This window comes from Aequorivita sp. 609, from assembly GCF_014212065.1.
Taxonomy (GTDB): Bacteria; Bacteroidota; Bacteroidia; order Flavobacteriales; family Flavobacteriaceae; genus Aequorivita; species Aequorivita sinensis.
Map to the genome: position 1 here is coordinate 261,437 of NZ_JACJVM010000006.1, position 15,558 is coordinate 276,994.

A 15,558-nucleotide genomic window follows, 5' to 3' on the forward strand; every position below is an offset into this window, starting at 1 on the left:
ATACTCATTTGTTGTGCAATGGTGGTTTTAATTTATAAATTTGCACGCCCTTAAACTCAGAGGATATATTATTTTGGGTTTATTAAGGTGATATAAAGGCATTATTAATATCTATATTATGTCCAAAGACATTAAAATTAAAAAAGGTCTCACTATTAAGCTGAAGGGTGAAGCGGAAAAGACAATTTCTAGCGCACCAAGATCTAGAACTTTTTCTATAAAACCGTCGGATTTTCATCTTATCATCCCGAAAATGGTGCTTAGAGAAGGCGATAAGTTTCAAGCTGGTGACACCATTTTCTACTCAAAGAGTAACGAATCGATAAAATTTGTTTCACCTGTAAGTGGTACTCTTACTAAAATAGAGCGCGGTGCAAAACGTGTAATTACTAACCTTTTAATCGAAGCGGATACGCAGGATACTTATAAGGATTTTGGTGTTTTAAACCCAGAATCTTCAAGTGCTGATGCTATTAAAGCTAGGTTGCTAGAATCTGGTTGCTGGCCATTTATTATGCAGCGACCATATGCGGTTATTGCCAATACTGAGCAAGAGCCAGAAGCTATCTATGTTTCAGCAAATACTACTGCGCCTTTAGCCAACGATGTTGATTTTTCTTTAAATGGTAAAGAAAAAGAGCTTCAAGCTGCTGTAACTGCTCTTAGTAAACTTACTAAAGGACAGCTGCATGTTGGTGTTGGTAAAAGTGGAAGTTCTCCTTTTAAAGGTTTAAAAGATATTACACTGCATACTGTTTCAGGACCGCACCCAGCAGGTAATGTTGGTACGCTAATAAACAAGATTCAACCAGTTAATAAGGGTGAGGTTGTTTGGACTGTTGCGCCACAAGATCTTGTGATTATTGGTGAGTTATTGCTAACTGGTAAGTTTAATGCTGAAAGAACTGTTGCTCTTTCAGGTTCAGAAGTAAAAGCTCCAAAATATTATAAAACTAAAATAGGTTCAGAGGTTTCTACATTCTTGTATGACTCTGGTCTTAACAGTGAGAACGTACGCGTTATTAGTGGTGATGTTCTTACTGGAGCTAAAATTTCACCAAAAGGTCATTTAGGATATTACAGCAATACTGTAACTGTAATTCCAGAAGGTGATGACTACGAATTATTTGGTTGGAATAAGCCTGTTTTTGATAAAATATCTACTTCAAGAGCGTTAACATTCTCTTGGTTAATGCCAAATAAAGTATACGATCTAGATACAAATACTAACGGAGAGCATAGAGCTTTCGTGATGACTGGTATCTATGAAGAAGTTTTTCCATTAGATATGTATCCATTACAAATGCTTAAAGCTTGTATGGTTAAAGATTTAGATCAAATGGAAGCTATGGGGATGTATGAGGTAGCACCAGAAGATTTTGCGCTTACAGAATTTGTTTGCGTAAGTAAGCAACCACACCAACAGATCATTAGAAACGGTCTTGACATAATGTATAAAGAAATAGGATAATTGCTATGGGATTGAAACAGAATTTACATAAGCTAAAGGAAAAGTACAGAGGTACAAAAATGGCTCCTGCATTTAATGCGTTGCATACCTTCTTGTATATGCCGAATGAAACCACACATTCTGGTTCGCACGTTCGAGTAGTGGACGATTTAAAGCGAACTATGAACACGGTTATTATGGCGCTTGTTCCTTGTTTAATTTTCGGAATTTTTAACGCCGGATATCAGCATTATGCTGCTATAGATGGAACTTTGCGATTAGATCCTTTTGCTAACTTCTTTACTTGGGACAACTTTGCTCTAGGTGCATTGAAGGTGTTGCCTTTGGTTATAATTTCATACGGAGTTGGTCTTTTAATAGAATTTATTTTTGCAATTATCAACAAACATGAGGTAGAAGAAGGGTACTTGGTAACGGGTATGCTTGTGCCACTTATTGTTCCTATTGATATTCCACTTTGGATGCTTACTGTGGCGGTAATTTTTGGTGTTGTAATTGGTAAAGAAGTTTTTGGTGGAACAGGGATGAATATCCTTAACCCAGCGCTTACAATTCGTGCTTTCTTATTCTTTGCTTACCCAACTTGGATGAGTGGAGATAAAGTTTGGGTACACGGTGCTAAAGAAATGACTGGACAACCTGATGCAATTTCAGGAGAAACAATATTAGGTAGCTTAGCTCAAAACCAAGAACCTATTTATAGTATATGGGATAGTTTCTGGGGCTTTATACCTGGATCGGTAGGAGAAACTTCTACTTTCTTAATACTATTAGGCGCAGCGTTTTTAATTTACACAAAAATTGGAAGCTGGAGAATTATGCTTTCAGCGGTTATTGGTACCTTAGCAATGGGGCTTATCTTTAACGGTGTTGTAAATGCTGGTTGGATTCAAGAAGGAAATACTTTCTACGGATTAATGAGCGAAACATTCTGGCATCACCTAGTGATTGGTGGTTTAGCTTTCGGTATCGTTTATATGGCAACAGATCCAGTTACAGGTTCGCAAACCAATATGGGTAAATGGTATTACGGTTTCTTTATAGGGTTTATTTCGGTGCTAATTCGAGTGTTTAACCCGGCTTACCCCGAAGGTGTAATGCTTGCAATATTGTTGATGAACGTATTTGCACCAACAATTGACCATTACGTGGTACAAGGAAATATTAAGAAGAGAATGAAACGTTTAAAAGCTAAAACAGCGTAATCATGTCAAAGAAAACAGATAAAAACTCATATACTATAATCTTTGCAGTGATTATGGTTATTGTAGTGGGATCACTTTTAGCCGGTGTTGCACAAGGGTTAAAAAGTAAAATAACACTAAATGAGCGTTTTGAAAAGATGCAAAACATTCTTTACGCTATGGATGTTAATGGTAATGAAGGTGATGGTGATATCACATTTATTTCTACCGATAAAGTTGAAGAAGCTTTTTCAAAATACATTACTAAGCAATTAGTAATCCAAGGTGAAGAAGTAACAGAAGATCCGGAAGCGTATTTAATAGATATTAAACAAGAAGAAGCTAAAGCTAAAGACCCAAACTACAAGCGTAGACTTCCTTTATTCGTAGGAGAGAAAGATGGTAAAACTCTTTATGTAATTCCTATGAGGGGTAAAGGTCTTTGGGATGCAATTTGGGGCTTTGTAGCTGTTGATAAATCGTTAGTAGTACAAGGTGTGTTCTTCGATCACGCTGGGGAAACTCCAGGTCTTGGAGCTGAGATTAAGCAACGCTACTTTATGGACGACTTTACAGGTGAACACATCTTAGATGGCGATACTTTTAAAGGAATTACCGTAGCAAAAGGTAATAACGACCCTGTTAACGAAAATAAAACCGACAATAAGGTTGATGCTATTGCTGGAGCAACTATCACTGGTGATGGAGTAACAGCAATGATTAAAAAGGATATGAGAATGTACCTTCCTTATTTAAAATCTTTAAATCAATAAATTATGGGATTGCTATCAAAAAAAGACAGTAAGCTTATTCTAGATCCTCTAGCGGATAATAACCCTATTACAATTCAGGTTTTAGGAATTTGCTCTGCATTAGCTATTACAGCCCAACTTAAAGCTTCAATTGTAATGGCCATTTCGGTACTTGCAGTAATGGGGATTGGTAACGTGGTTATATCGTTAATGCGTAATATAATACCTTCAAAAATTAGAATTATCGTTCAGTTGGTAGTAGTTGCCTCTTTGGTAATTGTTGTAGATCAAGTATTGAAGGCTTTTGCTTACTCGTTAAGTAAAGAACTTTCTGTATTTATTGGTTTGATTATTACTAACTGTATTATCATGGGTCGTTTTGAGGCCTTTGCATTAGCTAACGGTCCTTGGAGATCATTCTTAGATGGTATTGGAAACGCTGCAGGTTATGGTCTTATACTTGTAATCGTTGGTTTCTTTAGAGAGTTACTTGGTTCTGGAACACTTTTAGGATATCAAGTGCTTGGAGATCCAATTACGAAAACTGGGCTTTATGCTATAGGATATGAAAACAATGGATTCATGCTATTGTCTCCAATGGCTTTGATTATCGTAGGATTAATCATTTGGGTACAACGCGCAAGAAACAAAGACTTAATAGAGGAATAACAAACTAGGCAGATGACGGTTGTAGTAGGTTTTCCTATTTTTTAACTGAAGCTGCAAACTCAATTACTGAACAAATGGAACACGTAGAGTTATTTTTTAAATCGATATTTATAGACAACATGGTATTCGCCACGTTCCTTGGAATGTGTTCTTACTTAGCGGTGTCTAAAAAAGTATCAACTGCTGTTGGTCTTGGTGCTGCAGTTATTTTCGTACTAGCAGTTACTGTACCTATAAACTGGCTTTTAGATCAATATATATTAAAGGAAGGAGCTTTAATTTGGTTAGGAGAAGAATATGCTTCTTACGACTTAAGCTTCCTATCATTCATTCTTTTTATTGCAACCATTGCTACTATGGTTCAGCTAGTAGAGATTGTAGTAGAGAAGTTTTCACCTTCACTATATAACTCTTTAGGTATTTTCTTACCGCTTATTGCTGTAAACTGTGCGATATTAGGAGGATCATTATTTATGCAATCTAGAGAAATCGAAACTTTAGGGTTGGCATTAAACTACGGAATAAGCTCAGGAATTGGTTGGTTTTTAGCTATTCTTGCTATAGCAGCAATTCGTGAAAAAATCCGTTACTCAAATGTTCCAGCACCATTAAGAGGATTGGGAATTACATTTATCATTACTGGTTTAATGGCGATTGGATTTATGAGTTTCGGTGGTATGTTAACCGGTGGTGATGAGGACACATCTTCATTAGAAGGAAATCCTGAAAACTTAGGGATTCAAACTGAACAAATTCAAAATGAAAATACAGAGGCCGTGAAAACGGTTGAAGTTTCAACTATAACGAAGCAATAGTATGTTTTTAGCAGTAAGTACACTCGGAGTAATTATAGTAACAGTTGTAGCCTTTTTAGTGCTAATCTTGTTATTGGTTTCACTATTACTCTTTACCAAACAAAAATTATCACCATCTGGTCCTGTAAAGATTACTATCAACGACGAAAAGGTGATTGAAGTAGAAAGTGGTGGCTCACTTCTAACTACTTTAAGTAACGAAAAAATATTCTTACCATCTGCTTGTGGTGGAGGTGGAACATGTATTCAATGTGAATGCCACGTATTATCAGGGGGTGGTGAAGCATTACCTACAGAAACTCCTCACTTTACTCGTAAAGAGTTACAAGAAGGTGCACGTCTTTCTTGCCAAGTGAAAGTTAAGCAGGATATGAATATTTCAATTCCAGAAGAAATCTTCGGAATTAAAAAATGGGATGCTACTGTGGTTAGAAACTACAACGTTGCATCTTTTATTAAAGAATTTGTAGTTGAAATCCCTGAGGATATGAACTATAAAGCTGGAGGGTATATTCAAATTGAAATTCCACCATGTGAGATTAAATTCTCAGATATGGATATTACGGCCCACCCTGAGGAGCACGATAGACCAGACAAATTTCAAGAGGAGTGGGATAAATTTAAACTTTGGCCACTTGTGATGAAGAATACCGAAGTTACTGAAAGAGCCTACTCAATGGCTTCTTATCCAGCAGAAGGACGTGAGATTATGCTTAACGTTCGTATTGCAACTCCCCCATTCGATCGTGCAAAAGGTGGATGGATGGATGTTAATCCAGGTATTGCTTCATCGTACATCTTTAACTGTAAAGAAGGTGATAAAGTTGTTATTTCTGGTCCTTTCGGTGAATTCTTTATCAACCCTTCAGAAGCAGAAATGCTTTATGTTGGTGGTGGAGCAGGAATGGCACCAATGAGATCTCACTTATACCACTTATTCAAAACTTTAAAAACAGGACGTAAAGTTACATATTGGTACGGTGGACGTTCTAAGAGAGAGCTTTTCTACTTAGATCACTTTAAAGAATTAGAAAACGAATTTCCGAACTTTAAGTTCTACTTAGCATTATCTGAACCATTAGAAGAAGATAATTGGAAAGTGAAAAAGGACATTCACGATGAAGAAGGAGACGGTTTCGTAGGGTTTATTCACCAAGTAGTTATCGATAACTACCTAAACCACCATGATACTCCAGAAGATATCGAATTGTATTTCTGTGGTCCTCCATTGATGAACCAAGCTGTTCAAAAAATGGGTGAAGACTTCGGAATCCCAGATGAGAACATCCGTTTCGATGATTTCGGAGGATAATAGTCATCTTAAATATTTAAAAACCGTTTCAATTTTGAAACGGTTTTTTTGTATAACGTAATCCTATTTTCCTTAATTTTGATTTAATTATGGCAGAAGAACTTACAAAACAAGAATTACATAACCTTGCAATGAATATTGTAGGGAAACAATTGAAAGAAGATGGATTTGAATTTTTAGGGGTTAACTCAAAACTTAAAAAGGACCCGCAGTTTGTCGCTTTAAAAAACAAAGAGCTTCATTTTATTATTGTAAGAGCTATATCTTATCCTCAAGATGCTACAGCATACGACCCTGTTTTTATGCAAACAATAAAGGAGCACGCATCTAAATTTGATGCAAAAACTTACTATGCTGGTGTAGGTTTAGGACATGGAAGTGATTACGGTAAGCCTGTTTTGAAAAACGAAGATTACACGCTTGTCTATAAAGGATTACAAGAAGTAATTTAATCTAGTTTAACACTATACACTTATCGTATGTTTCAATTTGTGAAATACATTGCATTGTCTTTTTTACTAGTATTAACTTCTTGTGATAAGGATAAAGACACTCCCATCTATCTTCAGGGTGAAGCTTTTGGTACTACTTATAATATTCAGTTGTACTCAGAAAAAGATTTAAATTTTAAAAAGGCAATAGACTCTGTTATCGATGCCGTAAATCATTCTGTAAGTACATATATTCCTGAAAGTGATATCTCAAAAATTAATCGTGGAGACTCTACTTTAGTTGTGGATGCTATCTTTAAAGAAGTGTTTGAAATTTCGGAAGATGTGAATAGGAAAACAAGTGGTTATTTCGATCCAACAATTGGAGTATTGCGAAATGCTTATGGGTTTGGTGATGTAAAACATTTAAAAGTTATAGATAGTACAACCTTAGATTCTCTCATGAACTATGTTGGATTTCACAAAGTGAAAATAAATGCAAACGGAACAGTTTCTAAAGAATACCCTCAAATTTACTTCGATTTTAATGCTGTAGCTAAAGGCTTCGGAATTGACTGTATTGGCCGCTACTTAGAGTTCAAAGGAGTTAGTAATTACCTTATTGAATTAGGTGGTGAGATTCTTGCTAAGGGTCAGAATTTAAACAGTCAGCAAGATTGGATAGTAGGGATTGAAACCGTAGATTCTGAATTAACTGATCGCTCTTATGAAGCTACTGTTAAGCTTAAAAATATTGCAATGGCGTCTTCAGGAAATTACCGTAAGTTCAGAATAGATTCAGCATCTGGTAAAAGTTATGTACACACTTTAAACCCTTTAACAGGATCTGCAGAAAAGAGTGATGTAACTAGCGCAACTGTACTTGCTGAAACTTGTGCTTTGGCAGATGCTTATGCAACCTCATTTATGGCTTTAGGTCTTGAAAAATCTAAAAACTTACTTGAAAACCTTGCAGGTGTAGAGGCTTATTTAACCTTCAATGATTCATTAAACAACCATCAGGTTTTTATAACCAAAGGTTTTAAAAGACAATTAGGAAATTAGTTTTCGGCAAACTGGAATTAATTCGCCTTTCGGAAGTTTGTACTTTTCAACCTCCTCAGAAGTTAAAGTGCTTGTGTAATCTACAGATTCTACATTAAACCCGATGCTTTCTAGTTTTGTAAAGTAATCCATCCCATAAACACGAACGTGGTCATACTGTCCAAATATTTTTGCGCGTTCCTTAGGGTCTGTAATACTGTCGTCTTCAAAAGTAGTATCTAAATCGGCTTTGTAAGGCACCTGAAGAATCGCCGTGCCGCCCGGAGCTAGAATACGGTATAATTCCATCATCGCTTTAGTATCGTCGGGGATATGCTCTAAAACGTGATTGCAAATTATAAAATCAAATTCATTATCCTTAAAGGGTAGATTGCAAATATCAGCCTTTACATCAGCAATGGGAGAATTTAAATCTGTTGTTGTGTAATTCAGGTTTTTCATTTTCCTGAATTTTTTATAGAAAGCTTGTTCTGGAGCAAAATGTAGAACTTTTATATTATCCGTGAAAAATCCTGTTTCATTTTTTAAATAAAGCCAAAACAGCCTATGTCTTTCCAAGGAAAGGGTTCCAGGAGAAAGTGCATTTTCACGAATAACTTCATATCCATATGGAAGAAACTTTCGATAAGATTTCCCGTCTATTGGATCAGTGAATTTATTGCCTCTCAAGAAAAAAGAAAGAATCGGGCGTCCGATAATACTCAGCCTGATAAGCAAAGGACGAGGAATGGTATTTAGGATTTTCTTGAACAAAGTGTAGGGCTTGAACTCTAAAACTTTTGCACCTTGCGATTAAATATTAAACGCATAGGTGCAAAGGCCTTAAAGTTTATAAGTTTCTGAATTCTTTTTCTTCGTCGCTAGTAATACCTAGCGCATCATAAATATAATCAAAGGTAGATAGTAATTCAGGTTTTCCATCTACAAGAGCGATATCGTGTTCAAAGTGAGCACTTGGTTGTCCGTCTAAAGTTACAATAGTCCAGCCGTCATTTAATTGCTTTACTCTGTGAGTTCCCATATTAATCATAGGCTCTAGCGCAATTGTCATTCCTTCTACAAATTTCTTTCCACGACCACGACGTCCGTAGTTTGGCATTTCCGGATCTTCATGCATTTTACGACCAATTCCGTGACCTACAAGTTCACGAACTACTCCATAACCATGTGCTTCACAGTAATTTTGAATTGCGTATCCTACATCTCCTACACGGTTTCCTTTTTTAAATTCACGAATACCTATATAAAGAGATTCCTTAGTGATTTTTAAAAGTTTTTTGATTTCTGGTGAAACTTCACCTACTTCAAAAGTATAAGCGTGGTCTCCGTAAAATCCATTTTTTATCGCCCCGCAATCAATCGCTACAATATCTCCTTCTTTTAAAGGTATATCGGTAGGAAGTCCATGAACTACTGCTTCGTTTACACTGGTAAGTAAAGTTGAAGGACAGTCGTAAAGCCCTAAAAATCCTGGAATCGCATCTTGGCTACGGATATACTCTTCAGCCATTTTATTTAGCTGATTAGTTGTAACCCCTGGTTTTACCTCCTTTGCAAGCATTCCTAAAGTACGGGATACTACTAATGCACTTTCGCGCATTAATTCAATTTCTTCTCTTGTTTTTGGTATAATCATATCTTTATTTCAAAAAGGAAAACCACCCTTTCTTTTTAGTAGTGTATTTATTAGAAATAGGTTTTTCTCCAACTAGTTCTTGGTAAATTTCTCCCCAACTTTTAAGTCCGCCAACATTTCTGTCGTCAATAAAAATATCTGCGTTTATTTTGCGACTGTGAGAGAGGTTGAATTTTTCTTCAGGAAAGCTGTTGTTGACTGCGTAGAAAACAATACCATTATCCTTGCAAAACTGTACTGCCTCTTCCAATTCCGGACCTTTTCTGTACGTCCATAAAATAAGTCGATGACCTTTGTCCTGCAGTTTCTTTAATGTTTCAAAAGCAAAGATGATAGGTTTGCCTATACGAGGGTACTTGTCCTCTACGATGGTTCCATCAAAATCTACAGCAATAGTTATTGTTTCTCCAATCATTTCAATTTTTTTCAAGCTGCAAAATTACAAAGAATTATACCGATGCTAAAGTTTTATTCGGCGTAAGCGTGCTTGTAATTTTTACCACTCAATATTTTAAGCATATCTTTTTCAACCGTCTCAATTGGGTACTCTACAATTCGACCTAATTCAACTCCATCTTTATAAAATATTATGGTTGGAACGTTAATGATATCCTTTCCATCTTCTAATCCTTGAGGTGTAGTTTTTTCGTCGCTAACATTTACTAGAGTAAGGTTAGATTCGTCAAAACCAGTGTCGTCTAATATTTTATACAAATGTGGAACATCACGCTGACTATCTTCACACCAAGTACCCATAAAAACAGAGATAGATACATCTTCAAGAAGTGGCTTTAACTCATTTGCAACCTCTGGAGCTGTTCTGTAATGACTATAACCTAAATTATACCATTCTTTAAAAGGCTCCATTAGTAATCCTTGTCTGTTAGATTCTCCTAAAAGCATAACTGTGTCTTCATAGGGAACAGTGTCGTTAATTTTTTTATTACTGTTTTCTGTTGCCATTTCAATTGCGCTGTTTTCAAGTGAATTTTTTTTGTCTTTTGAAGAATTACAGGCTACCAAAAGGGTAGCAGAGAGAATTAAAATTACTTTTTTCATAGTTAAGTTTGATGTTAATTTTTACATTAAATATTTTAAACTAAAGATTTCTGTGTCATTATTTCAGGTTGAGCTACACCCATAATATCTAAAATTGTTGGAGCTATATCACCTAAAATTCCATTTTTAACCGATTTTATATCCTGGTCAACAATGATGATTGGCACTGGGTTAATTGTGTGTGCTGTGTTTGGTGAGCCGTCAAGGTTTTGCATTGTTTCACTATTTCCGTGGTCGGCAATAATTATGGTAGTGTAATGACTTTTTAAAGCTTGGTTCACAATTGCTTTTACACAGTTGTCTACAGTTTCACAAGCTTTAATAGCTGCTTCAAAAACCCCTGTATGGCCAACCATATCTGGGTTAGCGAAATTTAAACAAATAAACTCTGCGGTTTCATTTTCTATTTCTGGTAAAATCTTGTCACGTATTTCATAAGCACTCATCTCAGGTTTTAAGTCGTAGGTAGCGACCATTGGAGAAGGACAAAGAATACGTTTTTCACCTTCAAAAGGAACTTCTCTTCCTCCTGAAAAGAAAAATGTTACGTGCGGATACTTTTCAGTCTCTGCAATTCGAATTTGCTTTTTACCGGCTTTCTCCAATACTTCACCTAAAGTATCGGTCAAGTTTTCTTTGTTGTAAACAACTTTTATGTTTCCAAAGGAATCGTCGTAATTGGTAAGCGTTACAAAATACAGTGGAAGCGTTTTCATATCAAAGCTCTCGTGGTCTTTCTGAGTTAAAACTTCAGTGAGTTGTCTTCCTCTATCTGTTCTAAAATTGAAGAAAATCACAACGTCGTCTGCTTGTATAGTTGCAACTGGTTTACTTTCAGAAGTTGTCATTGTAATAGGCTCAAGGAATTCGTCTGTAATTCCTTCAGAATAACTTTCTTCAATACTCGCTACTGCATTTTTTGAAGGTTTACCTTTACCGAAGCACAACAAATCGTAAGCTTTTTTTACGCGTTCCCAACGTTTGTCACGGTCCATTGCAAAATAACGGCCGATTACTGAGGCTAATTTTCCTCCAGTTTGTTCTAAGTGGTTTTCTAAATCTTCAATAAATCCCTTTCCTGAATGTGGGTCAACGTCGCGTCCATCGGTAAATGCGTGGACATACATGTTTTTTACTCCCTCTTTTTGTGCTGCTGAAAGTAAGCCTTTTAAGTGCCCAATATGTGAATGCACCCCACCATTAGAAACTAAGCCTATAAAGTGTAAATTTCTATTATTCTTTTTTGCATACTCAAATGCTTTTTGAAGCTCAGGCTCTTGATTTAACTTTTGTTGTTCAACCGCCATGTTTATTTTGGCCAGGTCTTGATATACAATTCGTCCAGCTCCAAGATTCATGTGTCCTACTTCACTGTTCCCCATTTGCCCGTCAGGAAGACCAACATTCATTCCATGAGTAAGTAGCTGTGCGTTTGGATATTTGTGGTAAAGAGAATCTATAAATGGTGTGTTGGCTTGAGCTATAGCAGATACCTCTGGATTCTGAGAAATGCCCCAACCGTCAAGAATCATTAAAAGGACTTTTTTATTCATTTTAAGATTTTTTGTTTGATAATATTAGTTTAAATACTGTAACCGTAAAATTGTTTATAAGCTTCCCTGAGGAAGTAATTTCGGATTTATATCTAAGATGTTTTCAGTGTAGTACCTTTTGATAAAATCATCAGAAAAGTGTTCACTGCCTAAAAGCTTCTCTTCCGAAAGCATTTTCTTCACATCAATCTTTTCTTTATATTCTTTTAACATAGGAACAGATACTGGAGCATAACTAAAATGCCAAGGTTCGTATTTAAAACCTTTTCGATTTCCATTGTCGGTATAAACCTCATAGAAATCATATTTTTCGGCGTTTTCATTTAGCCAAACTTTAAAGTCGCAATACGGCCCATTTCCATGAAAATTTTCAGGTTGTAAAACACTTGATGGGCGAGGGGCATTAGCATCAATAATATCTAAGTCGGTACCCCAATGATGGCGAGAAGTTCCAGGGATGGTAGAATACTCAATAATTTTTTCGATTGCCTCCATAGGAGAAAGTCCCTTAGAAGTAAAATTTCTATACTTTCTTTCGAAAATCTCCTTTTGACGCTGAAAACTTCGGTATGAAGAAACAATTTCTATATTAAAATTATCCTTTGCAGCCGCTGCTTTCATTTTATTGAAAGCTTCCTTGGTGGTTTTGTGCATCTTGGAAGTATAGGTTTCGCCTACAATATCAGGATTACCTTTACCAATAAGTTGGTCTCGGGTAAATTCTTCTGAAAAAGTACTAAAAGAAAAATGCGGAAAAATAGCTAAGCTTAGACCTGCAAGACCAGAAATTTTAATAAATTCGTTACGCTTCATTATAGTAAATTATGAAGTTTTAAAATTACCATTATTTTGAAAGATAACGTTATTTCAATCCGCATTATTGAGTCTAAAAATATTTTAAGTATAGTTCCGCTATTACAGAAACTCGGAAACTACACTGTTCCCGAAGATCTTATAAAAGAACGATTGCTTGAAATGGTAGCGCAAAATTATGAGTGCCTGGGTATATTTGACGATGAAGTTTTAATAGGTACCTGCGGCTTGTGGTTTCAAACTCGGCATTATGCTGGCAAAAATGTAGAAATGGACCACGTTATAATCGACGATGCCTATAGAGGAAAAGGCATAGGGGAGATGCTAACCAATTTCGTTACAGATTATGCTAAGAAAAAATCATGCAATTGGATAGAGCTGAATAGTTATGTGCATAATTTTCCTTCGCATAAGTTTTTTTACAACCAAGGCTTTGTTGCCAAGGGCTATCATTTTGTGAAAGAGTTAAACTAATTCAGAATTTAGAGCTGTGCCGCTTGAAATTTCATACGGCTTCTTTTCTTGTTTAAACACGCGAGCATCTAAATCACCTTTCAAAATAATTTCATCCCCTTTTACACGTAACCAACTTCCTTCACGAAGTCCGACCACGGGAATGGTGTTTTGAGTGTGAAACTCTGCAATTCTCGTTTCTCGTGTTTCTCCCATGTGTTTGCTAGTAGGATCTGGGTCTAAATAATGAGGATTTAAATTAAAAGGGATAACTCCTAATGTTTTAAAGGAAGGTGGATATACAATTGGCATATCGTTGGTGGTTTGCATAGACACCCCACAAATGTTGCTTCCAGCACTAGTTCCCATATAAGGCATACCGTTGAAAATAGCTTCTCGAAGCGGTTGCATTACTTCGAATTTATATAGTGCGTTAACTAGTACAAATGTATTTCCGCCACCAGTGAAAACTCCTTTTGCATTTTTAATTGCTGCTACAGGGTCTTCAAAGGTGTGTAGTCCGATTACTTTTTTACCTATTTTATCGAATGCTTTAGCAGCCTTTTCAGTATAACTATCGTGGCTAATCCCGCCAGGTCGAGCGTAGGGGATAAAAATAACTTCTTCAGTGTCCTTAAATAATTCGGCCATTTCATCTGTTATATAATCTAAATATTCACCACCGTAAACAGTGCTTGTACTAACTACTAAAAGGTTTTTCATTTTGAATGATTTTTCTTGTCAGTTTTAATAAAATAAAAATGTTGACTTTTAAAACATGTAAATTTAACCAATGTGAATGGAAACTTTTAGTTTTCATAGTCAAAACAAATCCGTATCTTTAATAGATGACAAAAAAACTACTTCTTTTACTTTTCATAATAGTAAGTCCCGCAATATTAGCACAAGAAATTGACCGTGTTAAAGTTTCTGGTAAACTACACGTTCCCAAGGGTGAAGATGCCGAGGGAATTTCAGTGTATAATATTTCCGCTCAAAATGGAACTATCACTAATGCTGATGGAACCTTTGAAATTGCAATAGCAGAAAACGATAGAGTGCAGATTACTGCGCTGCAATATCAAGCATTTACAGTTGTAATAGATAAAGGAGTTGTGGACAGGAAAATTATGAATATTTTTCTCAATCCTGCAGTAAATCAATTAGAAGAGGTTGTAGTAAGGCCTTATGATTTATCAGGGAATATCAACGTAGACGTAATTAAGATACCTACGTACAATGTGGCAAAAGATTGGGATTTGAGCTATAAAGCCTTGGAGTATGGATACAATTTTAAGCCAGATGATAAAACGGCTATTTCTGGAAATGCAGCCGAAGAAGCACTTCATAGCTATGCACTTAAAAATGGCGCAGATGTTCTAGCTATTTTAGGTGGAGTTGGGCAATTATTATTTCCGAATGGAAAAAAGGTTTCGGTTATTGAAAAACAAGAAAATGAAAATCTTATAAGTAATAACATACAACAACGTTTTAGTAAGGAATTTATAGAAGATAACTTCAATATTCCTCAAGAAAAAGCTGTAGACTTTTTGTTTTATGCACAAGAAAATGGCTTGGACAAGGATTTATTAAAGCCTGAAAACGAAATGCAATTAATGGACTTCCTTCTTGATAAAAGCAAGGAATATAAAAAGCGCGGTGAGTAATTTCCCAAAATTTTCACCTAAAATGTTATGTGAGATATAAAATTTGAAATTAATTATCTTCATAATTCTCTGTTGTCTAAGCCTAATTTAGACCGAAAAAGACAAAAAAAATAATTAGTATTGTACTCTTATTGAAAGTAATCTACAGATGTTTTGTCTTTTGATTTTTATATGAAGTACTTCAAAATCATTATTTTATTAATTGCTTTTCCTTTGATGTCGGGTGCTCCGGCTCATAAGTTTTATGTAAGTATTACAAAAATTGAATATGTAAAACAGAAAAATTCTCTTCAGATAATAGCCAAAATCTTCACAGATGATCTTGAAGATGCACTACAGCAGCGTTATGATTCTTCAATCTTATTGACTGGAAAAAATGAATCGCCTAAAGTGGATGAGCTTCTGGAAAACTACCTGTTTCAAAAAATAAATATTAAAGTAAACGGGAAACCGGTGATGCTTAAATATATTGGTAAAGAATATGATGTAGATATGGTTGTTGCCTATATTGAAGTAAAAGACATAAAAGAATTAAAGACGATTGAAATTGAAAATAAAGTTCTGACTGAAATTTTTTCAGATCAGCAGAATATTATTCATTTAAAAACACCCAAAAGCCGGCGAAGTTTAATTCTTGATAGGGATGAACCAAGTGGCTTATTAAACTTTTAAACCTTC

18 protein-coding genes are annotated in these 15,558 nt (G+C 35.6%); 11 read left to right on the forward strand and 7 right to left on the reverse strand.

What is annotated here, in order from left to right; genetic code table 11:
• Nucleotides 1-118 precede the first annotated feature (118 nt).
• The 8 genes from H4O20_RS04565 to H4O20_RS04600 all read left to right on the forward strand — a co-directional run bounded on the left by H4O20_RS04565 (nucleotide 119) and on the right by H4O20_RS04600 (nucleotide 7,699).
• Nucleotides 119-1,471 carry a Na(+)-translocating NADH-quinone reductase subunit A gene (locus H4O20_RS04565; RefSeq protein ID WP_139855811.1) on the forward strand — a complete coding sequence of 451 codons (1,353 nt, stop codon included), beginning with the start codon at nucleotides 119-121 and terminating at the stop codon, nucleotides 1,469-1,471.
• A gap of 5 nt (nucleotides 1,472-1,476) precedes the next feature.
• On the forward strand, nucleotides 1,477-2,676 hold the full coding sequence (locus H4O20_RS04570) for an NADH:ubiquinone reductase (Na(+)-transporting) subunit B (RefSeq protein WP_185098425.1): 1,200 nt from the start codon (nucleotides 1,477-1,479) through the stop codon (nucleotides 2,674-2,676).
• A gap of 2 nt (nucleotides 2,677-2,678) precedes the next feature.
• Complete coding sequence (locus H4O20_RS04575; protein ID WP_139855813.1) at nucleotides 2,679-3,428, forward strand: Na(+)-translocating NADH-quinone reductase subunit C; 750 nt, start codon at nucleotides 2,679-2,681, stop codon at nucleotides 3,426-3,428.
• Between the two features lie 3 nt (nucleotides 3,429-3,431).
• Entirely contained in the window at nucleotides 3,432-4,076 is a 645-nt protein-coding gene (locus H4O20_RS04580; RefSeq protein ID WP_139855814.1) for an NADH:ubiquinone reductase (Na(+)-transporting) subunit D, read from the forward strand.
• A gap of 74 nt (nucleotides 4,077-4,150) precedes the next feature.
• Nucleotides 4,151-4,891, forward strand: coding sequence for an NADH:ubiquinone reductase (Na(+)-transporting) subunit E (gene nqrE / locus H4O20_RS04585; RefSeq protein ID WP_165146986.1), 741 nt, complete (start codon nucleotides 4,151-4,153; stop codon nucleotides 4,889-4,891).
• 1 nt (nucleotide 4,892) lies between these two features.
• The gene (nqrF, locus tag H4O20_RS04590) at nucleotides 4,893-6,203 is read left to right on the forward strand and encodes an NADH:ubiquinone reductase (Na(+)-transporting) subunit F (RefSeq protein WP_185098426.1); all 1,311 of its coding nucleotides are present in this window, start codon (nucleotides 4,893-4,895) and stop codon (nucleotides 6,201-6,203) included.
• A gap of 89 nt (nucleotides 6,204-6,292) precedes the next feature.
• Entirely contained in the window at nucleotides 6,293-6,655 is a 363-nt protein-coding gene (locus tag H4O20_RS04595) for a Na(+)-translocating NADH-quinone reductase subunit F (protein ID WP_185098427.1), read from the forward strand.
• A gap of 54 nt (nucleotides 6,656-6,709) precedes the next feature.
• Nucleotides 6,710-7,699 carry an FAD:protein FMN transferase gene (locus H4O20_RS04600; RefSeq protein ID WP_260402633.1) on the forward strand — a complete coding sequence of 330 codons (990 nt, stop codon included), beginning with the start codon at nucleotides 6,710-6,712 and terminating at the stop codon, nucleotides 7,697-7,699.
• On the opposite strand, the gene H4O20_RS04605 is transcribed toward H4O20_RS04600, so the two are convergent.
• From H4O20_RS04605 to H4O20_RS04630, 6 genes are all read right to left on the reverse strand, one after another.
• The gene (locus tag H4O20_RS04605) at nucleotides 7,688-8,452 is read right to left on the reverse strand and encodes a class I SAM-dependent methyltransferase (protein WP_185098429.1); all 765 of its coding nucleotides are present in this window, start codon (nucleotides 8,450-8,452) and stop codon (nucleotides 7,688-7,690) included. The genes H4O20_RS04600 and H4O20_RS04605 overlap by 12 nt on opposite strands.
• Before the next feature lie 76 nt (nucleotides 8,453-8,528).
• Nucleotides 8,529-9,335: a type I methionyl aminopeptidase gene (gene map / locus H4O20_RS04610; RefSeq protein WP_139855820.1), complete on the reverse strand. Its 807-nt coding sequence runs from the start codon at nucleotides 9,333-9,335 to the stop codon at nucleotides 8,529-8,531.
• Between the two features lie 4 nt (nucleotides 9,336-9,339).
• Nucleotides 9,340-9,750 (reverse strand): BT0820 family HAD-type phosphatase, encoded by a 411-nt coding sequence (locus H4O20_RS04615; RefSeq protein WP_139855821.1) that lies wholly within the window; start codon nucleotides 9,748-9,750, stop codon nucleotides 9,340-9,342.
• Nucleotides 9,751-9,803: 53 nt separating this feature from the next.
• The gene (locus H4O20_RS04620; protein ID WP_185098430.1) at nucleotides 9,804-10,394 is read right to left on the reverse strand and encodes a thioredoxin family protein; all 591 of its coding nucleotides are present in this window, start codon (nucleotides 10,392-10,394) and stop codon (nucleotides 9,804-9,806) included.
• A gap of 35 nt (nucleotides 10,395-10,429) precedes the next feature.
• A complete protein-coding gene (gene gpmI / locus H4O20_RS04625) occupies nucleotides 10,430-11,947 on the reverse strand; it encodes a 2,3-bisphosphoglycerate-independent phosphoglycerate mutase (RefSeq protein WP_139855823.1) in 1,518 nt (505 codons plus the stop codon).
• A 54-nt stretch (nucleotides 11,948-12,001) separates the two neighbouring features.
• Complete coding sequence (locus H4O20_RS04630) at nucleotides 12,002-12,760, reverse strand: M15 family metallopeptidase (protein ID WP_185098431.1); 759 nt, start codon at nucleotides 12,758-12,760, stop codon at nucleotides 12,002-12,004.
• 36 nt (nucleotides 12,761-12,796) lie between these two features.
• Here H4O20_RS04630 and H4O20_RS04635 point away from each other — a divergent pair, with 36 nt between their 5' ends.
• A complete protein-coding gene (locus H4O20_RS04635) occupies nucleotides 12,797-13,234 on the forward strand; it encodes a GNAT family N-acetyltransferase (RefSeq protein WP_221442713.1) in 438 nt (145 codons plus the stop codon).
• Here H4O20_RS04635 and pepE read toward each other — a convergent pair.
• The gene (pepE, locus tag H4O20_RS04640) at nucleotides 13,226-13,936 is read right to left on the reverse strand and encodes a dipeptidase PepE (RefSeq protein WP_185098432.1); all 711 of its coding nucleotides are present in this window, start codon (nucleotides 13,934-13,936) and stop codon (nucleotides 13,226-13,228) included. The genes H4O20_RS04635 and pepE overlap by 9 nt on opposite strands.
• Before the next feature lie 125 nt (nucleotides 13,937-14,061).
• Between pepE and H4O20_RS04645 the strand changes: the two genes are divergently transcribed.
• A complete protein-coding gene (locus H4O20_RS04645; protein WP_185098433.1) occupies nucleotides 14,062-14,880 on the forward strand; it encodes a carboxypeptidase-like regulatory domain-containing protein in 819 nt (272 codons plus the stop codon).
• A 171-nt stretch (nucleotides 14,881-15,051) separates the two neighbouring features.
• Nucleotides 15,052-15,552 (forward strand): DUF6702 family protein, encoded by a 501-nt coding sequence (locus tag H4O20_RS04650; RefSeq protein ID WP_185098434.1) that lies wholly within the window; start codon nucleotides 15,052-15,054, stop codon nucleotides 15,550-15,552.
• Nucleotides 15,553-15,558 lie beyond the last annotated feature (6 nt).